This is a genomic window from Micromonospora sp. NPDC005205 (assembly GCF_040608275.1).
Lineage (GTDB): Bacteria > Actinomycetota > Actinomycetes > Mycobacteriales > Micromonosporaceae > Micromonospora.
Genome location: NZ_JBEXHV010000002.1, coordinates 50,925 through 77,158, shown reverse-complemented (window position 1 = coordinate 77,158; position 26,234 = coordinate 50,925). Strand labels below are relative to the sequence as shown.

Sequence of the window (26,234 nt, the reverse complement as noted above, 5' to 3'; positions counted from 1 at the left end):
CCTTTCCGGCAGCGCATATCAAGGAGTCAGCATGGCGAAGGCCCTCTACGGCCACGTAGGTGCAGCGCCCGACCGGCGTCTGCTCGACGAGGTCACCCGACTGCGTTCCAGGGTTCAGGCGCTGGAGTTCGAGATCACGCGTCTGCGTGCCGACAATGATCGGCTCGCGGCGGCTGCGGCGGAGGCGGACGATCTTCTCCGTCTGGCCGAGCCGGCGTTGACCTGATCTTCACGTCGCACAAAAACTGAATCGCACCACCGCAAAAATGCGCGCCGACACCTCAGTGCCGGCGCGCAACACTGTCCGGCACCTTTTCGGCGCCGACGATTCATGATCTTGCAGCCGATCGTGCGGGAAGCGCGCCGCACAGTTACCGAAAGCGTGTCGACGGATAAGCCGATCATGAAAGGCGCTTGTCTTTCTCGCGGTCGACCGAACAACAGCGCGCCCACCGCCGACGCGACGCGGGGCGGGTCGCGTGCCGGCCCGCTCCCACCGCCGGGTTAGTCTGCGGGTTCACCCAGGTCCCCACAGCCGGCGACGGTACGGCGGCCACCGGACGAGGATCGAGTAGGTGTATCTCAAGAGCCTGACGGTGAAGGGGTTCAAGTCCTTCGCCTCCGCCACGACGTTGAAGCTGGAGCCCGGGATCACCTGTGTGGTGGGCCCGAACGGCTCGGGCAAGTCCAACGTCGTCGACGCCATCGCCTGGGTCCTCGGCGAGCAGGGCGCCAAGGCCCTCCGTGGCGGCAAGATGGAGGACGTCATCTTCGCCGGCACCGCCGGCCGGGCTCCGCTGGGTCGCGCCGAGGTCACCCTCACCATCGACAACACCGACGGCGCGCTGCCGATCGAGTACACCGAGGTCTCCATCACCCGCCGGATGTTCCGTTCCGGCGAGAGCGAGTACGAGATCAACGGCAACTCCTGCCGGTTGCTCGACATCCAGGAGCTGCTGTCCGACTCCGGCATCGGCCGGGAGATGCACATCATCGTCGGGCAGGGCCGCCTCGACGGCATGCTGCACGCCAAGCCGGAGGACCGCCGCGCGTTCATCGAGGAGGCGGCCGGCGTCCTCAAGCACCGCAAGCGCAAGGAAAAGGCGCTTCGCAAGCTCGACGCGATGCAGGTGAATCTCAATCGCCTGACCGATCTCACGGCGGAGCTGCGTCGTCAGCTCAAGCCACTGGGCCGGCAGGCCGAGGTGGCCCGGCGCGCCGCCGCCATCCAGGCCAACCTGCGCGACGCCCGGTTACGGCTGCTCGCCGATGACCTGGCCACCCTGCGGACCACCCTGGACCGGGAGATCGCCGACGAGACCGCGCTGCGCGAGCGGCGCGAGCAGATCGAGGGTGAGCACACCGAGGTGCAGGGTCGGCTCGGCGAGTTGGAGGCCGCCCTCGCCCAGGACGCGCCGCTGCTCGCCGCCGCCCAGGACACCTGGTACAAGCTCTCCGCCCTCCAGGAACGCTTCCGCTCGATCGAGCAGTTGGCCCGGGAGCGACTGCGGCACCTCAGCGCCACCGGCGACGACGAGCGGCCCGGCCGCGACCCGGACCAGCTGGAAGCGGAGGCGGAACGCGTCCGCGAGCAGGAGGAGGAGCTGCGCGGCGCGCTCACCGACGACCAGATCCGCCTGGCTGAGGCGGTCGAGCACCGCCAGGAGTTGGAGCGGCAGCTGGCCGCCGCCGAGCGCGAGCTGGTCGCCGCGGCCAAGGCCATCGCCGACCGGCGCGAGGGGATGGCCCGGCTCACCGGCCAGGTCAACTCCGCCCGGGCCCGGACCACCAGCGCCGGCGAGGAGATCGAACGCCTCGCGATCGCGCACGCCGACGCGCTGGGCCGTGCCGAGCAGGCGCAGGCCGACCTGGACGCGGTCGCCGCCCAGTCCACCGAGGCCGACCGGGACAACGCGGACCTGGACGCCCGGCACGCCGAGGCGGTCGCCGTGCAGGAACGGGCCCAGGCCACCGTCCGATCGCTGTCCGACGCCGAGCGGGCCGCGGAGAAGGACGCCGCCTCCTGGAAGGCCCGCGAGGAGGCGCTCGCCCTGGGGCTGCGGCGCAAGGACGGCTCCGGGGCGCTGCTCGCCCGCGCCGGAGACGTGCCCGGCCTGCTCGGCAGCCTCGCCGGGTTGCTCACCGTCGCGCCCGGTCACGAGGCCGCGCTGGCCGCCGCGCTCGGCGGCCTCGCCGACGCCGTCGCCGTCAGTGGGGTGGACGAGGCCGTCGAGGCGATGCGGCTGTTGAAGATCTCCGACGCCGGGCGGGCCGGACTGCTGGTCGGCAGCCCGGCGGGGCCCGGCATGACCGGCTCCGCCGACGCGCTGCGCCCGAAGTTGCCGGACGACGCCCGGTGGGCGCCCGATCTGGTGGAGTGCAGCGCCGAGCTGCGTCCGGCGGTGCACCGGGCCCTGCGGGACGTGGCGCTCGTCGACGATCTCGCCGCCGCCGCCGAGCTGGTCGCCAGCAACCCCGAGCTGCGGGCGGTCACCCCGGACGGTGACGTGGTCGGGGCGTACGCGGCGGCGGGCGGGTCGGCCAAGGCTCCCAGCTACATCGAGGTTCAGGCCGCAGTCGAGGAGGCCCGCGCCAACCGGGTCACCGCCGAACGCGCCGGCCTGGAGCTGCGTGATCAGTTGGTCGAGGCGCGCGCCGAGGTGGCGACCGCCAAGGAGGCCGTGCAGCACGCCGCCGCCGAGAAGCGCGAGGCGGAGAGCCACCGCAACGCCGCCGCTCGCCGGCTGGCCGAGCTGGGCGCGGCGGCTCGCTCCGCGAAGGCCGAGACCGACCGGCTCGGCGACTCCCGCTCCCGCGCCGAGGCCGCCCGGCAACGGGACCTCACCGCGCTCGCCGAGCTGGAGGAGCGGCTACGGCTGGCCGAGGAGACCCCGGTCGACGCCGAGCCCTCCACCGAGGAACGGGATCAACTGGCGGCCATGGTGCCGCAGGCCCGGCAGAACGAGATGGAGGTCCGGCTCGCCGTGCGTACCGCCGAGGAGCGGGTCTCCTCGATCGCCGGCCGGGCCGACTCGCTCACGCGGCAGGCCACCGCGGAACGGGCTGCCCGGGAACGCGCGGCGGCCCGGCGGGCCGCCCGCGCCCGGGGTGCGGGCATCGCCCGGTCCGTCGCCGGTGGCGCCCGGGAGGCGCTGACCCGACTGACCACCTCGATCGCGACGGCGGAGGAGCACCGCGACGCGGTCGCCCTGGAGCGCGCCGCGCGGGAGGCGGAGCTTCAGGAGGTACGCGGTGCCGCCAAGCGGCTCGGCGCGGAGTTGGAGCGACTGACCAGCCAGGTGCACCGCGACGAGGTGGCCCGGGCGGAGCAGCGGCTGCGCATCGAGCAGTTGGAGGCGAAGGCCGCCGAGGATTTCGGGCTGGACGTGGAGACGCTGGTCGCCGAGTACGGTCCGGCTCAGCCCGTTCCGCCGACCCCGGTGGACGTCGCGACGGCCGAACGTGACGGTCTGCCGGTGCCCGAGCCGGTGCGCTACGAGCGGCCGGTGCAGGAGAAGCGGGCCGCGAAGGCGGAACGCGAACTCGCCCTGCTCGGCAAGGTCAACCCACTCGCGCTGGAGGAGTTCGCCGCGCTGGAGGAGCGTTTCAAGTTCCTCTCCGAGCAGTTGGAGGACCTCAAGGCCACCCGTCGGGACCTGCTCACAGTGGTGAAGGACGTGGACGAGCGGATCCTGGAGGTCTTCGCCAGCGCCTTCGAGGACACCGCCCGGGAGTTCGAGCAGGTGTTCACAGTGCTCTTCCCCGGTGGCGAGGGACGGCTGATCCTCACCGAACCCGACGATCTGCTCAGCACCGGCGTCGAGGTGGAGGCCCGCCCGCCGGGCAAGAAGATCAAGCGTCTGTCGCTGCTCTCCGGTGGCGAGCGGTCGCTGACCGCGGTGGCCATGTTGGTGGCGATCTTCCGCGCCCGGCCCAGCCCGTTCTACATCATGGACGAGGTGGAGGCGGCCCTGGACGACGTCAACCTGGGCCGGTTGATCACGTTGATGGCACAGTTGCGCGAGAAGAGTCAGTTGATCGTCATCACGCACCAGAAGCGGACGATGGAGATCGCCGACGCGCTCTACGGCGTGACCATGCGCAGTGGGGTCACCCAGGTGATCAGCCAACGGCTCAACCGGGCCGACGAGGACGACCAGCGGCACGGCCGCGGCGAGGAGAACGGGTAGTGGCTCGGGAACGCGCGACGGCGCTCCTGCTGGACTTCGACGGCGTACTGCGCAGGTGGGACCCGGCGGTGGCCGCCGTTGTCGAGCGGGAGTACGGCCTCTCCGAGGGGGTGCTCGGTGAGATCGCCATGCAGTGGGGGCGGCTCCAGCCGGTGCTCACCGGCCAGGTCAACCACGCTGAGTGGATGGACAGCGTGGCGGACGCCCTGGCCGAATCGGTGGGCAGCCCGGAACGGGCCCGCGCCGCTGTGGAGCAGTGGCAGAGCTACCGCGGAGAGGTCGACCAGGAGGTGCTGGCGTTCGTTCGGGAGGTCCGTGCGGCGGGCGTCCGGGTCGGGCTGGGCACCAACGCCACCGATTTGCTCGACTCCGACCTGGCAGCTCTCGGCCTGGTCGGCGAGCTGGACGTGGTGGTCAACTCCTCGGTGATCGGCGTACACAAGCCCGCCCCGGAATACTTCAAGGCCGCCTGCGTGGCCCTGGCCACCCCGCCGGCCCGGGTTCTCTGCGTCGACGACGAGGACTGGGCCGTGCGGGGTGCCCGGTCCGCCGGGTTGTCGGCGCACCGCTGGGGCGGCCACGCCGACCTGCGTTACCTGCGGGCGGCCCTGGACTACTGAGCGCCTGTCACTCGCCGGTGACGCCGTCGATGCGTTCCCGGATCAGGTCGGCGTGGCCGTTGTGCCGGGCGTACTCCTCGATCATGTGCACGTACACCCAGCGCAGGTTGAAGGTGCGCTTCTTCGCGCTGACCTCGGTGAACGTCTCGTCGAGCGAGTGGCCGGCGGCGGCCTCGCGGGCCAGTGCCACCTCGCGGTGGAAGATGGCGAAGTCGGCCTCGGCGTCGGCGGCGCTGACGTCGTGGTCGGCGTCCGGGTTCTCCGGGGTGAAGTACGGGTAGTCGACAGGCTCGCCGGCGAAGTTCTCCCGGAACCACCAGGCCTCCACCTCGGCCAGGTGCCGGACCAGGCCGAGCAGGGTCAGCCCGGACGGTTCCACGCTCGGCGTGCGCAACTGCTCCTCGGTCAGCCCGGCACACTTGAGCAGCAGTGTCTGTCGGTGGTAGTCGAGCCAGCCGTCGAGCATGGTGCGCTCGTCGCCGACGTACGGTTCGTGGGTCCGGGTGATCTCCGGTGCGGTCCAGGTCATGCCGCGCATCCTGCCCGGCACCCCGGACATGCCGCGACGGGTTATCAGGGCACCACGACGACCGGCCAGCGGCCGGCACGGACCAGCCGGGTGGCGACCGAGCCGACCAGCCGGTGTCCGGCCTGCTCGGAGGCACCGACCACGAGCATGTCGGCCTGGAACTCGTCGGCCGCCGCGCACAGCTCGCCGTACGCGTCGCCGCGCCGCACCAGCAGGGTCACCGGAATGCCCCACTGCTCGGCCCCGCGCCGGCACTCCCGGCGCAGCTCGTCGGCCAGCTCGTCGTGCGTGCGTTGGACCGCGCCGGCGTCCATGCCGGGAACCAGGGCGGTCAGCCCGCTCGGTGAGCTGACGAAGACCACCACCAGCGCGGCGCTCTGCCGACGGGCCAGGCCGGCGGCGTAGGCACCGGCCCGCTCGGAGGTGCGGGTGCCGTCGACACCCGCCATGATCACCCGAGGGCCGTCCGTGCCGCGCTCGAAGGGCAGCGGTCGGGTCCGGGGGCCGTACTCCTCGCGGTCCGGTGCTCCCACGCCCATGGCTCTACCTCACCTCTGCTCGCCGGTACGGATCACGGGTGCGCCAGCGCCGGCGGCGACTGTCGATTCCCGCTCGACCTGCTCGGAAACCGGGTTGCCGTTGTGCTGGCGCAGCGGCACCTCCTTGATGAAGACCACCGCGATCAGCGCGATCAACGCGAACGGGGCGGCGGCCAGGAAGATGTCACCGGCACCGTGGCCGTACGCGCTCTCGACGACAGCCCGCAGCGGCCCGGGCAGGGTGTGCACGTCGGGCAGGGCGCCGCCGCTGCCCGAGCTGGAGGCGGGGATGCCGAGTTGGGCCAGCCCGTCGGCGGTGTAGTCCTTGACCTTGTGGGCGAGCACCGCGCCGAGGGCGGAGACGCCGATCGCGCCACCCAGGCTGCGGAAGAACGCCACCACCGAGCTGGCCGCGCCGAGCTCGTGCGGGCCGACGGTGTTCTGTACGGCGAGGACCAGGTTCTGCATGGTCATTCCCAGGCCGACACCGATCAGCAGCATGTAGACGCTGAGCAGGGTGAAGCTGGTGTCGGCGCGCAGGGTGCCCATCAGCGCGAAGCCGATGGTGAGCAGTGCCGACCCGATCACCAGGTACCGCTTCCAGCGGCCGGTCTTGCTGATGACCCGCCCGATGACCGTGGAGGCGACCAGCAGGCCGAGGATCATCGGCAGGGTCATCAGGCCGGACATGGTCGGGCTCTGCCCACGGCTGATCTGGAAGTACTGGCCCAGGAAGATCGACGCGCCGAACATGCCCACACCGACCGCGATGCTGGCGACGACGGCGAGGGTGATGGTGCGGTTGCGGAACAGCCGCGGTGGGATCATCGGCTCGGCGGCCCGGGTCTCGACCCGGATCGCCAGCGCACCGAGGACCAGGGCAGCGACGACCATCGCGGCGGTCTGCCAGGACGCCCAGGCGAACTGGTCCCCGGCGAGCGAGACCCAGATCAGCAGCAACGAGACGGCGGCGGTGATCAGGGTGGCGCCCCACCAGTCGATCTGCGCCTTCCGCTTGACCACGGGCAGGTGCAGGGTCTTCTGGAGCACGACAAGCGCGATGATGGCGAACGGCACGCCGACGTAGAAGCACCAGCGCCAGCCGAGCCAGGAGGTGTCCACGATCACGCCGCCGATCAGCGGGCCGCCGATGGTGCCGACGGCCATCACGGCGCCGAGGTAGCCGCTGTAGCGGCCCCGCTCGCGCGGCGCGATCATCGTGGCCATGATCACCTGAGCCAGTGCGGTGAGGCCGCCTGCGCCGACGCCCTGGAGCACCCGGCAGGCGATCAGCTCACCGGTGCCCTGGGCGAGGCCGGCCAGCACCGAGCCCAGCACGTAGATCCCGAGCGCGAGCTGGACGAGTGTCTTCTTGTTGGTCAGATCGGCCATTTTGCCCCAGATTGGGGTGGTCGCTGTGGTCGCGAGCAGGGCCGAGGTCACCACCCAGGTGTACGCGGACTGGCCGCCGTGCAGTTCGGTGATGATCCGCGGCAGCGCGTTCGAGATGACCGTGGAGGAGAGGATCGCGACGAACAGACCCAGCAGCAGGCCGGAGAGTGCTTCCAGGATCTGCCGGTGGGTCATGGTCACGGCGGTCGCCTGGGGAGGCGCTGTCGCCTGGCTCATCGTTGTTGCCTCCGAGCGGAGTCGAGGTGGAACGGCGGGGCTGGTACGCACGGGCCGCCTGAGAGTTGCCTGGAGCAACCGTATGCCTTGGTTGCCTAGAGCAACAACTTGACGGACCGCGATGCTATTCCCTGTTCGATGCCCCTACTGCCAGGAGTCGTTGAACCGGCCGAGCAGCCGGGCGAACTCCTCGACGTCCCGGGCCGGCCAGTCGTTCAGCGTGCGCAGCAACTCTCCCACCCGCGCGGACCGGGCGGCGTCGAACCGGCGCTGGCCCTCCTCGGTGAACGTGATCTGCGCGGCCCGCCGGTCGCTCGGATCGGGGTCGCGGTAGACCAGGCCGAGGGCCTCCAGGGCGTTGATCTGCCGGCTGAGCGTTCCCTTGCCCACACCGAGCCGCGCCGCCAACTCGGTCAACCGGATCGACCCACTGCGCCGCAACCACAGCAGCAGCCCGTAGGTGTTCGGCTCCAGGTTCGGGTGCACCTCGCGGGCGATTTCCCAGGAAACCGCCCGCCCACGACGCAGCAGGGCGGTCAACTCGTGCTCGACCGCCCGGATCGGTTCTGGCAGGTGCTCGTCCACGCGTAGAGACTACGGCGAGGTCGGCCGTGCGGCGGCCGAGAGTCGGCGCCGCATCACAGGGCGTAGGTGGCCGTCCTTTGTGGTGCCCTCGATGACCACGTCGGCCCTTCGCCCCTCATGCGTCAGGGTGGCGACCGCGTTGCCGAAGTACGGGCCGGCCAGCTTGCGCCACCGCACCCCCGGCCGGCGTACGCCCGCGGAACGGGCCAGCGCCCGGGTGGCCCCGGCCGGACCCGGCGACCAGCCCAGTTTCATCAGCGGGCGAATGCCCGCCGGCACCTGGTTGTGGATCGGCGAACAGGTGAGCTGGTGCACCGGAGTGACCACCGCCGGGTCCGCGAACCGGGCCCGCGCCACGTACGAGTGGTGCACGTCACCGGAGAGCACGCTGATCGACGCCGGTGGTGCGTACGCCGGGCCGGCCCCGATCCGCGCGCCGGACTGCCGCGGCGTGCCGGTGCCGATGCGGGCGAACGTCTCCGCGAGCGCCTCGAAGGACCGCCGGAACGCCGCCCAGTGCTCCAGGTCCAGCGCACGCCGCAGCTTCTCCGCCCCGCGCGCCACCCACGGTCGACGTGAGTCCGCCAGTTTCTCGTTCCACGCCTCGATGTGGTGGATGCCCTGCGGCAGCAGCCAGGGCAGCGAGGCGCCCACCACCAGGTGGTCGTAGACCCCGTGCGCCTGGTCGAGGAACCAGGCCCACTCGCCGGGCGGCAGCATCGCCCGGCTGTTGGGCTCGAGCACCCGGCTGCACCTGTTGTCCAGCATGACCAGCCGGGTCCGGCCCAGATCCAGCGCGTAGCTCCACTGATACTGCACCGCGCGCCAGCGCTCGGTGTCGTGCGCCAGGTCGGACTCCTGGTCGACCCGGTGGCCGAACTCACGCAGCACGCTGGTGGCGTCCTCCGCGGCGGCGACCTTCGCGAAGACCGGATCGGCGACGATCTCGTCGGGGGAGAGATTGCCCAGGTGCTGGTAGACCCAGTACGAGGCGAGCCCACTGCCGATCCGCTCCGCCCACCACGGCTGCTCGCGTACCTCGGTCCGCCACGCCGCCGAGGTGTTCCAGTCGTCGATGATCTCGTGATCGTCGAAGATCATCACGCTGGGCACCGTGGAGAGCAGCCAGCGGATCTCCGGATCACGCCAGGACTCCAGATAGAGCTTGGTGTACTCGTCGAAGCTCACCACCTGGTCGGCGGGAGCGCCCTTCGGCCGCCGCCGCCGTCGACGCAGCAGCCGGCGCACAGTGGGCGAGGTGACGTCGGCGTAGACCTGGTCACCGAGCAGCACCAGCAGGTCGGGCAGCGGGTTCGACTCCGGGTCCGCCATCAACCGCCGGGCGTACGCGTCCAGCGCGTCAGGTGGCAGCTTGCGGGTGGTGGCGTGCTGGGTGGTCTCCCGGCACGAGCCGAAGATCAGATTGACCGGCTGGTCCCGGTCGTCGGCGGCCCGGGTGCGGATCACGCTCGGCGGGAACCCGCTGCTCGGCACCGGCCAGACGAGCTCGTCGTCGACGAGCACCTCGTAGGTGGTCTCGCTGTCCGCAGTGAGCCCTTCCACGACCACGAGGGCGTAGTGATGGTCGTACGCCGAGAAGGTGGGCGCGGTGCCGGTGGCGCCGTCGGCGGTACGGACGGTGACCACGGCGGGCCCGGCGGTCTCTACCCAGATGGTGGCCCGGGTGTCCACGACTCGCCGCAGGAGTGGGCCGATGAGGAGGTGTGCGGCGGACATGGCGCGAGCCTACCGCCGGATTCCGGGCACCGGCTGCGGGCCGTGGCTGAGATGCCGGGCACCGCCCAGGGGAGCGGTGGTTCAGACTCCGTGCACGGCTCGGGGTGCGGTGGCTGGGACGCCGCCGCCGGCATCTGACAGGATTCCGGCATGGCCGAATATCTCGTCCTCGCTCTGGTCCTGCTCGGTGTGCTGATCGCCGGCACAGTCGGGCTGGTCGTGCCGCGCCTGCGGCGACGACCTGAGCCTCCGCTGCCACGCACGGAGGTCGACACCAGGGCTGAGGAGGATCTCGCCGGCCCGCCGGTCGAGGCACCGGAGTCCGATCTGTCCACCGGCGTCCTGGTCGAGCCGCCGCCGGTGCTCGAACCGCAGGTCGAGGTGCCCGAGCCGACCGCCGGGCGGCTGGTCCGTCTCCGCTCGCGGCTGTCCCGCTCACAGAACGTGTTCGGCAAGAGCCTGCTCGGCCTGCTCGCCCGTGACCACCTCGACGAGGACGTCTGGGAGGAGATCGAGGACAGCCTGATCACCGCCGACGTCGGCGTCGACGCCACCCGCGACATCGTCGACCGGCTTCGCGAGCGCACCCGGGTGCTCGGCACCCGCTCGGCCTCCGAGCTGCGGGCACTGCTCGCCGCCGAGCTGGTCAACGCGCTCGACCCGAGCCTGGACCGCTCGTTGCGGACCGCCCCCAAGGACGGCGTGCCGGCGGTGGTCCTCGTCGTCGGCGTCAACGGCGCCGGCAAGACCACAACCTGCGGCAAGATCGCCCGGGTGCTGGTGGCCGACGGTCGCAGCGTGCTGCTCGGCGCGGCGGACACCTTCCGGGCCGCCGCGGCCGACCAACTGGAGACCTGGGGCTCGCGTGTCGGAGCGGAGACCGTGCGGGGGCCTGAGGCAGCCGACCCGGCCAGCGTCGCGTTCGACGCCGTCAAGCGCGGCATCGACACCGGCGTGGACACCGTGCTCATCGACACCGCCGGCCGCCTGCAGAACAAGATCGGCCTGATGGACGAGCTGGGCAAGGTCAAGCGCGTGGTGGAGAAGCAGGGCCCGATCGACGAGACACTGCTCATCCTGGACGCCACCACCGGGCAGAACGGCCTGGAGCAGGCCCGGGTCTTCACCGAGGTGGTCAACGTGACCGGCGTGGTGCTGACCAAGCTCGACGGCACCGCCAAGGGCGGCATCGTGATCGCCGTGCAACGCAAGCTCGGCATCCCCGTGAAGCTGGTCGGCCTCGGCGAAGGCAAGGACGACCTGGCCCCGTTCGACCCGGCGCAGTTCGTCGACGCGTTGCTGGGGACCGAGGCCACCGGCCGGGACGCGTAGTCTCGGGTGACCACTGACGATCGCGCGTACGCGGGCTGGCGTGACCCGGGCCATCCTTCGCAGCGCCTCGGGAGACCGTACGTGACTTCGCAGGAGATCCCGCTGCACGGCGGCAACGTGAGCACCGTTGTCCGCGTGGGTGACACGGTCCGGCGCAACGCCGGTCCGTGGACCCCGTCCGTGCACGCGCTGCTGCGCCACCTGGAGTACGTGGGGTTCACCGGAGCCCCCCGGGCCCTCGGGATGGACGAGCGCAACCGTGAGGTGCTGTCGTACCTGGAGGGGGAGTGCGGAGAATATCCGCTCGCCCCGCACTGGGTGACCGACGAGGCCCTGGTCACCGTCGCCACCATGCTGCGCATGTTTCACGACGCGCAGTACGGCTTCACTCCTCCGCAGGCGGCGGTCTGGCGCTCGTTCGGGCCCCCACCGCCGGACACCGAGGTGATCTGCCACCACGACGCCGCGCCGCACAACGTGATCTGGCGTCCGGACGGCACCCTCGGGCTGATCGACTTCGACCTCGCCTCGCCCGGAGCGCGGATCTACGACGTGGCGTACGCCGCCTGGACCTGGGTGCCGATCTTCGCGGACCGCGACTCGATCACGCTGGGCTGGAAGAACCCGGACCGCCCTCGCCGCCTCCGGCTCTTCGCCGACGCGTACGGGCTGATCCCCCGGGACCGGCACCGGCTGATCCGGACCATCCGTAAACGGATCGTGGACCACGTCGAGGGGATCCGCCGGATGGCCGCCGCCGGTGAGCCGGCGTTCGTCCGGATCGTGCACAAGGGCCACCTGCGTCGACCGATGCGCGATCTGCGACTGCTCGACTACGAGCGGCACACCCTGGAGAACGCCCTCCGCTGAGCGCCGGTCCGGCGATGCTCGGCCGGGCGCGTCACGCGCACCGGTCGATGCCGTTGACCGGTCAGCCATCGACGATCGCCGTCCGGTCGATCCACAATCGTCCATGCTGACGACTGTGCGGAGTTCGTGACACGTCCGAAACAACCCGTCACGAAACGGAAACCCGCACGGGACCCAAAGTGAAACAGGCGGCCGCGAAGCTTCCGCGCAACCGGCCTACGGGCGACGCTGCCCCGGAAAGCCGCGAAGGAGGACTTCACCTTTAGGAGGCCAGCGTGCCTGAAGCACCGACGATCGACGGCGCCAATACTACGTGGCTGCTGGTTTCGACCGCGCTCGTGCTGCTCATGACCCCCGGACTGGCGCTGTTCTACGGCGGCCTCAACCGGGCCAAGGGCGTACTCAACATGATGATGATGAGCTTCTCGGCTATCGGGCTCATCTCAATTCTGTGGTGGTTCTACGGATTCAGCGTCGCCTTCGGGACCGACGTGAACGGCTTCTGGGGCGACCCGGGCGCGTACCTCGGCACCAAGACCTTCCTCGCCGAAACCGACCTGTGGGGCGCCACGGCGGAGAACCCCAGCGGCATCGGGGTTCCGCTCTACGTGTTCATGGCCTTCCAGATGGTCTTCGCGGTGATCACCGTCGCGCTGATCAGCGGTGCCATCGCCGACCGGGCCAAGTTCGCCGGCTGGCTGCTGTTCGCCTTCGGCTGGGCCACCCTGGTCTACTTCCCGGTCGCCCACTGGGTGTGGGGCGGCGGCATCATCGGCGCTGACATCCACGCGTTGGACTTCGCCGGTGGCACCGCGGTGCACATCAACGCCGGTGCGGCGGCCCTGGCCGTTGCCCTGGTCCTCGGCAAGCGGCTCGGTTGGCCGCGGGAGGGCATGAAGCCGCACAACATCCCGCTGGTCGCGCTCGGTGCGGGTCTGCTGTGGTTCGGCTGGTTCGGGTTCAACGCCGGCTCGGAGCTGACCGTCGACTCGGTCGCCGGCCTCGCCTTCATCAACACCCAGCTCGCCACGGCGGCTGCGGTGCTCGGCTGGATCGCTGTCGAGTGGATCAAGGACCGGAAGCCGACCATGGTCGGTGCCTCGTCCGGCGCCGTCGCCGGCCTGGTCGCCATCACCCCGGCCTGCGGGTTCATCGCCCCCTGGGCGGCCGTCCTGCTCGGCGTCGTCGCCGGCGCGGTGTGCGCGCTCGCCATCAGCCTCAAGTACAAGCTCGGCTACGACGACTCGCTCGACGTGGTCGGCGTGCACTTCGTCGGTGGTTGGATCGGTTCGCTCTGGCTCGGTCTCTTCGCCACCAACTCGGTCAACGCCGCGATCAGCGACGTGGTGGGTGCCTCCGACGGCCTCTTCTACGGCGGCGGCGCGACCCAGCTCGGGCGGCAGGCCCTCGCCGGCCTGATCGTCACCGTCTGGTCGTTCGGCATCGCCTGGGTGCTGGCCTTCGTCATCGAGAAGACGATCGGCTTCCGGGTCAAGGGTGAGGACGAGGTCGAGGGCATCGACATCGCCGAGCACGCCGAGAGCAGCTACGACCTGTCCCCGGCCGGCGGCGGCACGGGTGGCGCGTTCGCGATGGCCGGCATCGGCACCCCCGGTGGCGGCACGACGAGTGGTGCCAAGCCGGAGGCGGAGCCCGCCGAGCCGGTCAGCGAAAAGGTCGCCGGTTAACGTTCCTGGGATGGAGGGGTTGGACATGAAGCTGGTGACCGCAGTCATCAAGCCGTACCAACTGGACGCGGTGAAGGAGGCCCTGCACGCCCTCGGGGTGGCCGGGCTGACCGTCAGCGAGGTTCAGGGGTACGGGCGGCAGAAGGGGCACACCGAGGTCTACCGGGGTGCCGAGTACACGGTCGAGTTCCTGCCCAAGATCCGGGTCGAGGTGCTCACCGACGAGATCGACGTCGACAAGGTGGTGGACGCCATCGTCGGAGCGGCCCGCACGGGCAAGATCGGTGACGGCAAGGTCTGGGTCACCGGTGTCGAAGAGGTCGTCCGGGTACGTACCGGCGAACGCGGCCTCGACGCACTCTGACGCGGCCACGACTGACATGACCTCGTTGATCAAGAAGAACGCGTCAGGACCCGCCGATGACGGCGACGCGAACCTCTTGATCAACGAGGTCGTCGGCGTTCCCGGGGGGATCGGGGAAGCGGCCCGGCGGGGGCGGGCCGCGGCCTACGACTCGTTCCTGCGGGGGTTGCTGCCGCCGCGGGACGGGGTGGCACTCCTGGCCGTCGGGGGCCTGGGTCGGCGGCAGTGTGCTCCGTACAGCGACCTCGACCTGGTGCTGGTGCACGCCGGGGTGCCCGGCACAGACGAGTTGGCCGCCTCGGTCTGGTACCCGATCTGGGACGCGGGCCTGCGGCTCGACCATTCCGTACGCACCGTCGCCGAGGCGCTCTCGGTGGCCCAGGACGACGTCAAGGTAGCCCTCGGGCTGCTCGACGCCCGGTTGATCGTGGGGGACCAGGCGCTGGCCGACGCGCTGATCCGCACCGCCGCCGATCATTGGCGGCGTACCGCCGTCCGGCACCTCGCCGGCCTGCGCGAGGTCACCGAGGCCCGCTGGCAGGCCCACGGTGAGCTGGCGTTCCTGCTGGAGGGCGACCTCAAGGAAGCCGCCGGTGGTCTGCGCGACGTGGGGCTGCTGCGGGCGATCTCCGCCGCCGGCATCACCGACGCGCTGCGTCCTGCCGTACGCGCCGCTCACCTGCGCCTGTTGGACACCCGCGACGCGCTGCACCAGCAGGTCGGCCGACGGGTCGACCGGCTGGTCGCCCAGGAGCGCGACGGAGTGGCCAACCTGCTCGGCCTGCGACAACTCCAGCCCGGCGCGTCCGAGGCCGAGGGGCGGCCGGGAGCCGTGGTGCACGACGGTGACGTGCTGCTGCGTCGGGTCGCCGGTGACGCCCGCACGGTCAGTCACGCCCTGGACGACGCCTTCCGGGCCGCCGACCGGCTGCGCTCCGGCCGCTCCCGCGGCGGCAACGGCCGTCCGGCCCGCCGCCCGGTCGCCCGCGACGTGGTCGAACACGACGGCGAGCTGGTGCTCGCCCGCACGGCGATCGGGGCACGCCCCGACCCGAGCCTCTCGCTGCGGGTGGCCGCCGCGTCGGCCACCACCCGAATCCCCATCGCGCGGGCCACGTGCGAGTGGCTGGCGGCGTACTGTCCGCCCCTGCCGGCCCCCTGGCCGGCCGAGGCCCGGGCCGCGCTGATCACCCTGCTGGGAGCCGGTCCCGGCCTGGTGCCGGCCTGGGAGACCTGCGACCGGTACGGGCTGGTCGACGGCTGGCTGCCCGAGTGGACCCGGCTGCGCAGCCTGCCCCAGCACAACCCGGTGCACCGCTTCACCCTCGACCGGCACCTCGTACAGACCGCGCACGAGGCCAGCCGACACGCCCGCGAGGTGGAGCGCCCGGACCTGCTGCTCCTCGGCGCTCTCCTGCACGACATCGGCAAGGGACTCCCCGGTGACCACAGCACCGTCGGCGTACCGGTTGCCCAGGCGGTGGCCACCAGGGTCGGTCTGCCCACCGCCGAGGTCGAGCTGATCGGCAAGCTGGTCCGGCTGCACCTGCTGCTGCCCGACGTGGCCACCCGCCGGGACCTGAGCGACCCGGTCACCATCGCCTCGGTGGTCGAGGCGGTCGAAGACACCGGCACCCTCGACGTGCTGCACGCGTTGGTCCGCGCCGACGCGGCGGCGACCGGGCCGGCGGCCTGGTCCGACTGGAAGGGCCGACTCGTCGCCGAGTTGGTCGCCCGGGTCCGCACCGCGCTGGACACCGGGGTACTCCCCGAGCCACCCGCCCCGGACCCGGAGCTGCTGGCCGGGCCCCTGCCGGTCGTCCACCTGACCGGCGACCGGGTGTCGGTCGCGGCGGCCGACCGACGGGGTCTGCTCGCCACTGTGGCCGGCTGCCTGGCCCTGCACCGGCTGGAGGTGATCTCCGCGGACGCCTCCGCCGTCGACGGCCGGGCCCTGGTCGAGTGCCGGGTGCAGCCCCGCTACGGCCTTCCGCCGGACCCGGTCCCGCTCCGCGCCGACCTGCGCCGGGCGGTAGCCGGCGACGTGTCGGTCACCCAACGGCTGCGGGGCCGTGCGCTCGCCAGCCGTGGCGGCGGCGCGGCTCCACGAGTGGTCTGGCACCGCGAGGCGGCCACTGACGCCGTACTGCTGGAACTGCGCGCCGCCGACGCCGCCGGGCTGCTCTACCGAGTCACCTGCGCTCTCGACGAGGCCGGCGCTCTGGTGCGGGCGGCCCGCATCTCCACCCTCGGCGCCGACGTGGTCGACGCCTTCTACCTGGTGGGCGGTTGGCCGGACGACGCCACCCGGGCCCGCCTGGAGGCCGCCGTCCTAGCCGCCGTCTGACCCACGGCGGCACCGTCGGCGTCGCTGTCGGCTGCGGCGCGCTGACCCGGCCGGCCGACTGGTCGCCGTGTGCCGCGCGTTGCGCCTGGATGCTCGCTCGGCCGCTCGGCCGCTCGGCCGCTCGGCCGGTCACTCCCACGAGCGTGATGCCTCACAGTCATCGTGATGCCTCACAGTCATCAGGCTCGTGAGGGCGTCCGACGCCAGCGCGGTGCGATCGGGTGTTTGGTCCCTGCGGCGGGTACGTCCGGGGGCGTAGCCGCGATGCCGCTCGTTGACGCACGTCAGATGGCCACGGCGCGGGCAGAATGACGGCCATGCGAGGCAGCGGGCAGTGGCGGTGGCCGGAGGTTGCGGCGGATGCCGTGCTCGCCCTGGTGCTGCTCGGGTTCGGATTGCTCGCCACCGGTCTGGCCGGGGACAACCAGCCGGGGTCGAGGCCGGTGGACGCCGTGAGTCGGGTGCTGATCACCGTCGCGGCGCTCGCCCTGCTGGTGCGGCGGCGTGCTCCGGTCGCCGTCCTCGCCGTGGTCACAGTGGCCACCTCGACGTACCTGCTGATCGGCTACCCGTACGGGCCGATCCTGGTCACGTTCCTGGTCGCGGTCTACACCGTGGCCGGGTGGCTGCCGGTGCGACCGGCGGCGCTCGCCACCGGCGGCGCGTTCGTACTGTTGTTGGCGCACGTCTTCTTCGGGCGGGGGCCCGCGCCGGGTTGGACGGGAGTGCTGCCCGCGTCGGCCTGGGCGGTCGTACCGTTCGCGGTGGGGGTGGTGGTGCGGGTGAGCCGTGAGGCGACCGCGCGTACCCGTGCCGAGGAGGCCCGCAGCCGAGTTGAGCAGGCGCGACGGCAGGCCGACGAGGAGCGGCTGCGCATCGCGCAGGAGGTGCACGACGTGGTGGGGCACGGGCTGGCCGCGATCAGCATGCAGGCGGAGATCGCCCTGCACCTGCTGCCGAAGCGGCCGGAGCAGGCGGAGGTGGCCCTGACCGCGATCAGCCGGACCAGCCGCGAGGCGCTGGACGAGCTGCGGGTCACCCTGGGTGCGGTGCGGCGGGGCGCCGAGCGCGAGCCGGTACCCGGCCTGGCCCGGCTTCCCGCGCTGCGCGACCGGCTGGCCGGGGCGGGGCTCGCCGTCGAGGTGCGCGTCGTCGGGGAGCCCAGGGAGGTGCCGGCCGCGGTCGACCTGGCCGCGTACCGGGTGGTGCAGGAGGCGTTGACAAACGTGCTGCGGCACGCGGGAGTGGCGAGCGCGGAGGTGACAGTGAACTACCGCGTCGACGAGGTGACCGTCGAGGTCACCGACCGGGGGGTAGGTGCCGACCGCGCCGGGACGGCTCCGGCCGACGGCGAGGGCGGCCACGGTCTGGCCGGCATGCGCGAGCGGGTCGCGGCGCTGGGCGGGCGGTTGACCACCGGGCCGCGCGCCGGGGGCGGGTTCGGGGTGTACGCCGGGCTGCCCGTGGAGCCGACCACGTGATCCGGGTGCTGATCGCCGACGACCAGGATCTCGTCCGGCTCGGGCTGCGCGCGCTGGTGGAGAGCGAGGACGACCTGGCGCTGGCCGGCGAGGCGTCCGACGGGCTGCGGGCGGTCGAGTTGGCCCGCCGGGTTCGGCCGGACGTGGTGCTGATGGACATCCGGATGCCCGGCATCGACGGCATCGAGGCGACCCGCCGTATCGTCGCCGACCCCGACCTGACCGGCACGCGGGTGGTGGTGCTCACCACCTTCGAGCTGGACGAGTACGTCTTCGACGCGCTGCGGCACGGTGCGAGCGGGTTCCTCACCAAGGACACCAGACCGACTGAGCTGCTGCGCGCGATCCGGCTCGTCGCCGAGGGGGAGGCGCTGCTGTCGCCGTCGGTGACCCGTCGGGTGGTGCGGGAGTTCGCCACCCGGCCGTCCCGGGTGCTTCGTCCGCACCCGCGACTGGAGGCGCTGACCGATCGGGAGCGTCAGGTCGTCGGCCTGGTCGGTGAGGGCCTGAACAACGAGGAGATCGCCGCACGGTTGGTGGTCAGCCCAGCGACCGCGCGGACCCACGTCAGCCGGGCGATGGGCAAGCTGGGAGCCCGGGATCGGGCCCAGCTCGTCGTGTTCGCGTACCAGTCGGGGTTGGTGTCGGGGTGAGGCCCGGGCCGGGCGACAGCGGCCCTACGGCCGGGCGGTTACCCTAGCGGTGGCCGGACTCCGCAGTGCCGGCCGCGTTGTGCCCGCCGGAACACTGACAAACGGGATGTTCGCGTGTTTGACACCTTGAGTGACCGCCTGTCCGGGATCTTCACCAAGCTCCGCGGCAAGGGGCGGCTCACCGACGCCGACATCGACGCCACCGCGCGCGAGATCCGCCTCGCGCTGCTGGAGGCGGACGTCGCGCTGCCGGTGGTCAAGGGCTTCATCGCGGCCGTCAAGGAGCGGGCCCGCAGCTCCGAGGTCTCCCAGGCGCTGAACCCGGCCCAGCAGATCATCAAGATCGTCAACGAAGAGCTGATCACCGTGCTCGGCGGCGAGGGCCGGCGGCTCCAGTTCGCCAAGCAGCCGCCGACCGTGATCATGTTGGCCGGCCTCCAGGGTTCCGGTAAGACGACCCTCGCCGGCAAGCTGGCCCGCTGGCTGAAGGGCCAGGGACACCAGCCGCTGCTCGTCGCCGCCGACCTCCAGCGCCCCAACGCCGTCGGGCAGCTCCAGGTGCTCGGTGGCCGGGCCGGTGTCGAGGTGTACGCCCCGGAGCCCGGCAACGGCACCGGTGACCCGGTGCAGGTGGCCCGCGCGTCGATCGAGCACGCGAAGCGCGCCGCCCGCGACATCGTCATCGTCGACACCGCCGGCCGCCTCGGCATCGACGCCGAGATGATGCAGCAGGCCGCCGACATCCGCGACGCCGTCTCGCCGGACGAGGTCATCTTCGTCATCGACGCGATGGTCGGTCAGGACGCCGTCCGCACCGCCGAGGCGTTCCGCGACGGCGTCGGCATCACCGGTGTGGTGCTCTCCAAGCTCGACGGCGATGCCCGTGGTGGTGCCGCGCTGTCGGTCCGTGAGGTCACCGGGCAGCCGATCCTGTTCGCCTCCACCGGTGAGAAACTGGAGGACTTCGACGTCTTCCACCCCGACCGGATGGCCAGCCGGATCCTCGGCATGGGCGACGTCCTCACTCTGATCGAGCAGGCCGAGCAGGCCTTCGACTCCGATCAGAAGGAGAAGATGACCGCCAAGCTGATGGGCGGTGAGCAGTTCACCCTTGACGACTTCCTCGACCAGCTCATCGCGGTGCGGCGGATGGGCCCGATCGCCAACGTGCTGGCCATGATGCCGGGCATGGGGCAGATGAAGGACCAGCTCGCCGATCTGGACGACAGTCACTTCGACCGGGTCACCGCGATCATCAGGTCGATGACCCCGGGCGAGCGGACCAACCCGAAGATCATCAACGGTTCCCGCCGGGCGCGCATCGCCAACGGGTCTGGCGTCACCGTGATGGACGTCAACCAGCTGCTCAACCGCTTCGCCGACGCGCAGAAGATGATGAAGCAGATGGGCGGCATGATGGGCCTGCCCGGCGGTGGCCGCCGCAAGGCGACCAAGTCGCCGAAGAACAAGCGCAAGGGCACCAAGGGTGGCGGTCGTCCGCGTACCGGCGCCGGCGCCGGGATGCCCGCCGGTTTCCCGGGCGGCATGCCGCAGCTCCCGCCGGGGATGGACCCGAACGACCTCGCTGGCGGCCAGGGCCTGCCGCCCGGCTTCAAGCTTCCGAAGATCGACTTCAACAAGCTCGGCAAGGGCGGCGACAAGGGCCCGCGCTGACCTCGGTGCCGGTCGAGGACCACCTGCTCGCCCCCGACGGGGAGTGATCGGGTAGGACTGTGCGCATGGCTCTTCATGTGCGCGGCGTGCTGCTCCCCGACGACGAGGTCCGGGATCTCTGGCTGGTCGGCGACCGGGTGACCTTCACCCCCGTACCCGATGCCCAGACCGTCGTCGACGGCGGCTTCGTGTTGCCGGGGCTGGTAGACGCTCACTGCCACATCGGCATCGCCCGAGGTGGCGCCCCGATCACCTCACTCGACCAGGCCCGCGCGTTGGCCCACGTCGACCGGGACGCCGGGGTGCTGGCGATCCGGGACGCCGGCTCGCCGTACCCGTACCCCGAACTCGACGACGAGCCGGACCTGCCGCGACTGGCCCGCGCGGGCCAGCATGTCGCCCCGCCGAAGCGCTACCTGCGCGACATCGGGGTGGAGGTCGACGCGACCGAGGTGGCCGCCACTGTCGCCGCGCAGGCACGGGCCGGCAATGGCTGGGTCAAGCTGGTCGGCGACTGGATCGACCGTGGCGTCGGTGACCTGGCGCCGGCCTGGGACGCGGACACCCTCACCGCCGCCGTGCGGGCGGCGCACGACGCCGGGGTACGCGCCGCGGTGCACACCTTCTCCGAGTCGGCAGTCGAGATCATGGTGCGGGCCGGGGTGGACTCGGTGGAGCACGGCACCGGGCTCAGCCTCGACCTGATCGACGAGATGGCCCGCCAGGGCACCGCCCTGATCCCCACGATGATCAACATCGCCACCTTCGGGGGCATCGCCGAGCAGGCGCGAGGCAAGTTTCCCGGGTACGCCGACCACATGCTCGCGTTGCGCGACGGCTTCCCCGAGGTGGTGCGTGCCGCGTACGAGGCTGGGGTACCCATCTACGTGGGCACCGACGCCGGTGGCGGCATCGATCACGGGCTCGCCGCCGAGGAGATGCTGCTGCTGCACGAACGGGCCGGCATGGCACCGATCGACGTACTCGCCGCCGCCTCCTGGGGCGCCCGCGCGTGGCTCGGCTTCGCCGGCCTGGTCGAAGGCGGCCTCGCCGACCTGACCGTCTACCCCGAAGACCCCCGCAGTGACCTGCGCGTCGTCCGCGCCCCGTCCCGCACGATCCTTCGCGGCCGCGTCATCCGCTGACCCCCCCGCGAGCGCCACACCGCCCGGGCCGGGCCGGGCCGAGCCGAGCCGGGCCGGCCGTGTCGCAAGATCGCGCTCGAACCAGGATGTAGTGGCCTCCGCGTTGGAGGATGCCACTACATCCATTATCGAGCGCGGTCTTGACCTGGTTGCGAGATCAGCCGGGCCCCGAGAGAGAGATCCCCGCAACATCGGGGATGTTGCTGCCTCTAGCGCACCTGAGGCCGCAACATCCGGGAAGTTGCGCGGGCCCCGGGGCGCGAGGGCGGGGTGGGAGTCAGGGGAGTGGGCGGGCGGCGGCGCTGAAGAGGCGTACGGCGAGGTCGGCGAGGGCCGTGGCGGTCTGCTCGATCGGTTCGCGGGGGAGCACGATGTGGCTGACCACCAGGCGGACGATGGTGTCGGCGGCGAAGGTCAGCGCGGCCTGGTCCGCTCCGGGCAGGTGGTCGCCGGCCCAGTCGATCAGGGCGCCGGACGCCTCGGTGAGCACCACTTCGGCCCGGGTGGTGAGGTACGGCAGTAGTTCGTCCGAGCCGCCCCGGGCGCTGGTCAGGATCGCCTTGATCAGCGGGTTTTCCGCAGCCGTGGTGAGGGTGTTTGCGATGGCCGCGTACGCGCCGGCCCGCACGTCGGTGTCGTGGGCGAGCAGAGCGGCCCGGACGGCGCCGACGAATCGGTCCACCTCGGCGCGGGCGAGCGCCTCGGCCAGCCCTGCCTTGCTGCCGAACTCGTTGTAGACGGTCTGTCGGCTCACCCCTGCGGTGTTCGCGACGGCACCCATCCGGACTCCGTCCCATCCGGTCGCGACGGTCAGCGCGCGGGCGGCGTCGACGATGCCTGTCCGTACCGGGGTGGGGTCCCTCTGCTCAATCATGGTGGTCGAAGTGTAGGCCGGCGTGTCGGCCGGACCGGTCGACGATCGGGCCGGGTCAGCTGCCGGTGTCGGGCCACCCGGCGCACCCGGTTCGCGGCCCGGCGTGCCGGGTCGGGGGCCTCGGGCCCGGGGGTGGGAGCCGCTCCCGGGCGTGCGGATGGAGGAAGGACATGGCGGCGGGGGCCGACGATGCCGCGCCCGAGCGCACCGCCCTGACGAGCGGCGCATAGTATGTGCGGTCATGGCACGCGTGCTCACTCCCCGTGCGGAGGATTTTCCCCGCTGGTACCAGGACCTGATCGCCAAGGCGAAGCTGGCCGACAACGGCCCGGTTCGCGGCACCATGGTCATCCGACCGGCCGGCTACGCCATCTGGGAGCGTATGCAGGCTGAGATGGACGCTCGGATCAAGGCGGCGGGTGCGGAGAACGCGTACTTCCCGTTGTTCATCCCCGAGAGCTACCTCAAGCGTGAGGCGGAGCACGTCGAGGGCTTCTCGCCGGAGCTGGCCGTCGTCACCCACGGTGGTGGCAAGCCGCTGGCGGAGCCGGTGGTGGTGCGTCCGACCAGCGAGACGGTCATCGGCGAGTTCATGGCCAAGTGGATCGACTCGTACCGGGACCTGCCGCTGCTGCTCAACCAGTGGGCGAACGTGGTCCGGTGGGAGCTTCGTCCGCGGATCTTCCTGCGTACCAGCGAGTTCCTCTGGCAGGAGGGGCACACCGCGCACGCCACCCGTGAGGACGCCCGGGCGTACGCGCGGCGGATCCTGCACGAGGCGTACGAGGACCTGATGGTCAACGTGATCGGCATTCCGGTGGTGGTCGGTCTGAAGACGAAGCGTGAGCGCTTCGCCGGGGCGACGGCCACGTACACCTGCGAAGGCATGATGGGCGACGGCAAGGCGTTGCAGCTGGGCACCAGCCACGAGCTGGGCCAGAACTTCGCCAAGGCGTTCGACATCAGCTACTCCTCCAAGGAGGGCGGCCGGGAGCACGCCTGGACCACCTCCTGGGGCACGTCCACCCGGATGCTCGGTGGCCTGATCATGGCGCACGGCGACGACAACGGCCTGCGCGTGCCGCCGAGGCTCGCGCCGATCCAGGCGTACGTCATGATCGTCAAGGACGGCGACGGCGTCGGCGAGGCGGCGGCCAAGCTGCGCGACGGCCTGCGCGACGCCGGTGTCCGGGTCGCGCTCGACGACCGGACCGACACCCCGTTCGGCCGCCGGGCCGTCGACGCCGAGCTGCGTGGCTATCCGGTACGCGTCGAAGTCGGCCCCCGTGACCTGGCCGTGGGCAACGCGACGGTGGTGCGTCGGACCGACGGTTCGAAGACCCCGACGCCGGTGGCGGACGTGGTCACCGCGGTGCTGGCCGCCCTGGAGACCGACCAGCAGGTGCTGCACGACCAGGCGCTGGCCAACCGCGAGTCGCGCACCGTCGAGGTGGCCACCCTGGCCGAGGCGATCGAGGCCGCCGCGACCGGCTGGGCGCGGGTGCCGTGGTCGGCGGTCGGCGTGGCCGGTGAGGCGGAGGCGAACGGTCAGGGCGTCACTGTGCGCTGCCTGCTGCGCGCCGACGGTTCGGTACCGGACTCGGAGGACGAGCCGGACCTGGTTGCCATCCTCGCCCGCGCCTACTGAGGTGCGGCCGGGCAACCCCGTCGACCGGTTCGAGCCGGGTCGGCTGATCATGCATCGGAACGTGCGGCACGGCCGGATCGGGTGGGTCCGGCCGGCCCGCGTGGTCAGCGACGATGATCGAGGGTTGCTGGTCTGGATCGCCCGGGACTCGCCGGTGGCCCATGAGGTGACCGAGGCCGGGCTCAACATGCGGGCCATGCCTTTCGCCCAGTGGATCTCGTCGACCTACCGGTTGGCGCACGGACGCTGGAACGGCCCGCCGCTGTTGAAGTTCCTGCCCACGGGGGCGGCGCACTCCGTCTGGTGGTTCTCCGACGCCCAGGGCCGGTTCGCCCACTGGTACGTCAACCTCGAAGAGCCCGGTGTCCGCTGGGACGACGGCCCGGTGGCCGGCGTCGACGTGGTGGACCAGGACCTGGACGTGGTGGTGTGGCCGGATCGCAGCTGGGAGTGGAAGGACGAGGGTGAGTTCGTCGAGCGGCTCGCCTTCGGCGCCGACTACTGGGTGACCGACGAGAAGGCGGTCCGCGCCGAGGGGGAGCGGGTGATCGCGCTCGCCGAGGCTGGCGAGTTCCCGTTCGACGGCACCTGGTGTGATTTCACACCCCCACCAGAGTGGGGCATACCGGACAAACTGCCACCGGGATGGGATCGTCCGCCGGTGCGCTGAGCGGTGCCGAGGTCACCGGCAACGCGGTGTGCGGGTCCGATGCGGAAGATCGGCATCGGATCTGGCAGAATAGGTCGCTGGTATCCGGCGCGCGTCCGGCGCCCTCTAACCCGGGCGCGTCGCCAGTCCACCGAGTTGTCTCCGGCCCAACCCCACGGGTCCGGTCGGCGCTCACCCATGCACACCGCCCGCCTGGGCCGGTGAGATCGCAACAGGAGCGAAACAACTGTGGCCGTAAAGATCCGGCTCCTGCGGATGGGCAAGATCCGCAACCCGCAGTACCGCATCGTCATCGCCGACTCGCGCACCAAGCGTGACGGTCGGGCGATCGAGTTCGTCGGGGTTTACCAGCCCAAGGAAGACCCCTCGATCATCGAGGTCAAGTCGGAGCGGGTCCAGTACTGGCTGTCCGTCGGCGCTCAGCCGAGCGAGGCGGTGCAGCGTCTGCTGGAGCTGACCGGTGACTGGCAGAAGTACAAGGGCCTGCCGGCCCCGCCGCCGCTCCTGGTCGCCCCCGAGCGGGCCGACCGCAAGGCGGCGTACGAGGCTGAGGCGAAGGCCGCCGCCGGGCTCGCCCCGGAGACCCCGGCCAAGCCGGCCAAGAAGGCCGCCAAGGCTGCCGAGGCTCCGAAGACCGAGGCTCCGAAGACCGAGGCTCCGGCTGAGGCTCCGGCCGCCGAGGCGCCGAAGACCGAGGCTCCGGCCGCCGAGGCGCCGGCCGCTGCCGACGCCGGTGAGCAGGCCTGACATGCCACTGCGTCCGGCGTTGGAGCACCTGGTCAAGGGCATCGTCGACCACCCGGACGACGTCCGGGTGCGGTTGGTCGATTCCCGTCGGGGTAAGCGGCTCGAAGTCCGCGTGCACCCCGAGGACCTCGGCACTGTGATCGGGCGGTCCGGCCGGACCGCCAAGGCGCTGCGCCAGGTGATCGGCTCCATCGGCGGGCGCGGGGTTCGCGTCGACATCGTCGACTCGTACTGATGCAGCTCGTCGTCGGCAGGATCGGCAAGCCGCACGGTGTCCGCGGTGAGGTCACCGTGGAGGTGCGGACCGACGAGCCCGAGGCACGGTTCGCCCCCGGCACAGTGCTGCGCACTGAGCCGGGGGCGACGCCCCCGACTGCGTCCCCGCGCAGCAGCGGTGTGCTGCGCACTGAGCCGGGGGCGACGCCCCCGACTGCGTCCCCGCGCAGCAGCGGTGTGCTGCGCACTGAGCCGGGGGCGACACCCCCGCCGGCCAGCGATGAGCCCGGGGTGCCGTTCCGGGTTCCCGCGGAGCTGACCATCGAGGAAGCCCGCTTCCACCAGGGCCGGGTGCTGATCGCGTTCGAGGGCATCCCGGACCGCAACACCGCCGAGGCGCTGCGTGGGACGCTGCTCGTGGTGGACAGCGCCGACGTGACCCCACCGGACGACCCGGAGGAGTTCCACGACCACCAGTTGGTCGGGTTGGCCGTGGTGACCCCTGCCGGCGAACGCCTGGGCGAGGTCGCCCGCATCGACCACGCGCCCTCGTCCGACCTGCTGGTGCTGCGGCGCCCCGAGGGGCGTATCGCGTTGATCCCGTTCGTCCGGGCGATCGTTCCGGAGGTCGACCTGGCCGGCGGACGTGTGATCGTCGACCCGCCAGCCGGACTGCTCGACCTTTAGGACCAGCCC

General features: G+C 71.7%; 23 protein-coding genes. 17 read left to right on the top strand and 6 right to left on the bottom strand.

Going from position 1 to position 26,234, the window contains the following annotated elements:
* The first annotated feature begins 31 nt into the window (after positions 1–31).
* From ABZU43_RS04990 to ABZU43_RS04980, 3 genes are all read left to right on the top strand, one after another.
* Positions 32–226 (top strand): hypothetical protein, encoded by a 195-nt coding sequence (locus ABZU43_RS04990; protein ID WP_030487463.1) that lies wholly within the window; start codon positions 32–34, stop codon positions 224–226.
* A gap of 349 nt (positions 227–575) precedes the next feature.
* The gene (gene smc / locus ABZU43_RS04985) at positions 576–4,190 is read left to right on the top strand and encodes a chromosome segregation protein SMC (protein WP_355005261.1); all 3,615 of its coding nucleotides are present in this window, start codon (positions 576–578) and stop codon (positions 4,188–4,190) included.
* Complete coding sequence (locus ABZU43_RS04980; protein ID WP_355005260.1) at positions 4,190–4,810, top strand: HAD-IA family hydrolase; 621 nt, start codon at positions 4,190–4,192, stop codon at positions 4,808–4,810. The genes smc and ABZU43_RS04980 overlap by 1 nt, the downstream gene beginning before the upstream one ends.
* 7 nt (positions 4,811–4,817) lie before the next feature.
* Here the strand turns inward: ABZU43_RS04980 and ABZU43_RS04975 are convergent, their stop codons facing one another.
* From ABZU43_RS04975 to ABZU43_RS04955, 5 genes are all read right to left on the bottom strand, one after another.
* Positions 4,818–5,339, bottom strand: coding sequence for a DinB family protein (locus ABZU43_RS04975; RefSeq protein WP_355005259.1), 522 nt, complete (start codon positions 5,337–5,339; stop codon positions 4,818–4,820).
* 44 nt (positions 5,340–5,383) lie between these two features.
* On the bottom strand, positions 5,384–5,878 hold the full coding sequence (locus ABZU43_RS04970) for a universal stress protein (RefSeq protein WP_355005258.1): 495 nt from the start codon (positions 5,876–5,878) through the stop codon (positions 5,384–5,386).
* A 9-nt stretch (positions 5,879–5,887) separates the two neighbouring features.
* Positions 5,888–7,507, bottom strand: a complete 1,620-nt coding sequence (locus tag ABZU43_RS04965) for an MDR family MFS transporter (protein WP_355005257.1) — start codon at positions 7,505–7,507, stop codon at positions 5,888–5,890.
* A 144-nt stretch (positions 7,508–7,651) separates the two neighbouring features.
* A complete protein-coding gene (locus tag ABZU43_RS04960; protein ID WP_355005256.1) occupies positions 7,652–8,092 on the bottom strand; it encodes a MarR family transcriptional regulator in 441 nt (146 codons plus the stop codon).
* A 9-nt stretch (positions 8,093–8,101) separates the two neighbouring features.
* Positions 8,102–9,829 carry an alkaline phosphatase D family protein gene (locus tag ABZU43_RS04955; protein ID WP_355005255.1) on the bottom strand — a complete coding sequence of 576 codons (1,728 nt, stop codon included), beginning with the start codon at positions 9,827–9,829 and terminating at the stop codon, positions 8,102–8,104.
* Positions 9,830–9,979: 150 nt separating this feature from the next.
* Between ABZU43_RS04955 and ftsY the strand changes: the two genes are divergently transcribed.
* The 9 genes from ftsY (at position 9,980) to ABZU43_RS04910 (ending at position 21,383) form a co-directional block, all read left to right on the top strand.
* On the top strand, positions 9,980–11,161 hold the full coding sequence (gene ftsY / locus ABZU43_RS04950; protein WP_355005254.1) for a signal recognition particle-docking protein FtsY: 1,182 nt from the start codon (positions 9,980–9,982) through the stop codon (positions 11,159–11,161).
* 6 nt (positions 11,162–11,167) lie between these two features.
* On the top strand, positions 11,168–12,031 hold the full coding sequence (locus ABZU43_RS04945) for an aminoglycoside phosphotransferase family protein (protein ID WP_355005253.1): 864 nt from the start codon (positions 11,168–11,170) through the stop codon (positions 12,029–12,031).
* Between the two features lie 275 nt (positions 12,032–12,306).
* A complete protein-coding gene (locus tag ABZU43_RS04940) occupies positions 12,307–13,719 on the top strand; it encodes an ammonium transporter (RefSeq protein WP_355005252.1) in 1,413 nt (470 codons plus the stop codon).
* Positions 13,720–13,744: 25 nt separating this feature from the next.
* Entirely contained in the window at positions 13,745–14,083 is a 339-nt protein-coding gene (locus ABZU43_RS04935; RefSeq protein WP_172862163.1) for a P-II family nitrogen regulator, read from the top strand.
* 16 nt (positions 14,084–14,099) lie between these two features.
* Positions 14,100–16,430, top strand: coding sequence for a [protein-PII] uridylyltransferase (locus ABZU43_RS04930; protein ID WP_355005251.1), 2,331 nt, complete (start codon positions 14,100–14,102; stop codon positions 16,428–16,430).
* 317 nt (positions 16,431–16,747) lie between these two features.
* Positions 16,748–17,911: a sensor histidine kinase gene (locus tag ABZU43_RS04925; protein WP_355005250.1), complete on the top strand. Its 1,164-nt coding sequence runs from the start codon at positions 16,748–16,750 to the stop codon at positions 17,909–17,911.
* Positions 17,908–18,564, top strand: a complete 657-nt coding sequence (locus tag ABZU43_RS04920; protein ID WP_355005249.1) for a response regulator transcription factor — start codon at positions 17,908–17,910, stop codon at positions 18,562–18,564. Before ABZU43_RS04925 ends, ABZU43_RS04920 begins: the two co-directional genes overlap by 4 nt.
* A gap of 114 nt (positions 18,565–18,678) precedes the next feature.
* Entirely contained in the window at positions 18,679–20,238 is a 1,560-nt protein-coding gene (gene ffh, locus ABZU43_RS04915; protein WP_112581984.1) for a signal recognition particle protein, read from the top strand.
* 65 nt (positions 20,239–20,303) lie between these two features.
* Positions 20,304–21,383, top strand: a complete 1,080-nt coding sequence (locus ABZU43_RS04910) for an amidohydrolase family protein (RefSeq protein WP_355005248.1) — start codon at positions 20,304–20,306, stop codon at positions 21,381–21,383.
* A 277-nt stretch (positions 21,384–21,660) separates the two neighbouring features.
* Here the strand turns inward: ABZU43_RS04910 and ABZU43_RS04905 are convergent, their stop codons facing one another.
* Positions 21,661–22,257: a TetR family transcriptional regulator gene (locus ABZU43_RS04905; protein WP_355005247.1), complete on the bottom strand. Its 597-nt coding sequence runs from the start codon at positions 22,255–22,257 to the stop codon at positions 21,661–21,663.
* Positions 22,258–22,498: 241 nt separating this feature from the next.
* Here ABZU43_RS04905 and proS point away from each other — a divergent pair, with 241 nt between their 5' ends.
* The 5 genes from proS to rimM all read left to right on the top strand — a co-directional run bounded on the left by proS (position 22,499) and on the right by rimM (position 26,225).
* Complete coding sequence (gene proS, locus ABZU43_RS04900; protein WP_355005246.1) at positions 22,499–23,905, top strand: proline--tRNA ligase; 1,407 nt, start codon at positions 22,499–22,501, stop codon at positions 23,903–23,905.
* Between the two features lie 49 nt (positions 23,906–23,954).
* On the top strand, positions 23,955–24,575 hold the full coding sequence (locus ABZU43_RS04895; RefSeq protein WP_355005245.1) for a DUF402 domain-containing protein: 621 nt from the start codon (positions 23,955–23,957) through the stop codon (positions 24,573–24,575).
* A gap of 228 nt (positions 24,576–24,803) precedes the next feature.
* Entirely contained in the window at positions 24,804–25,322 is a 519-nt protein-coding gene (rpsP, locus tag ABZU43_RS04890; protein WP_355005244.1) for a 30S ribosomal protein S16, read from the top strand.
* Positions 25,297–25,557, top strand: coding sequence for an RNA-binding protein (locus ABZU43_RS04885; protein ID WP_186718042.1), 261 nt, complete (start codon positions 25,297–25,299; stop codon positions 25,555–25,557). The genes rpsP and ABZU43_RS04885 overlap by 26 nt, the downstream gene beginning before the upstream one ends.
* Positions 25,557–26,225 (top strand): ribosome maturation factor RimM, encoded by a 669-nt coding sequence (rimM, locus tag ABZU43_RS04880; RefSeq protein WP_355005243.1) that lies wholly within the window; start codon positions 25,557–25,559, stop codon positions 26,223–26,225. The genes ABZU43_RS04885 and rimM overlap by 1 nt, the downstream gene beginning before the upstream one ends.
* The last annotated feature ends 9 nt before the right edge of the window (positions 26,226–26,234 follow it).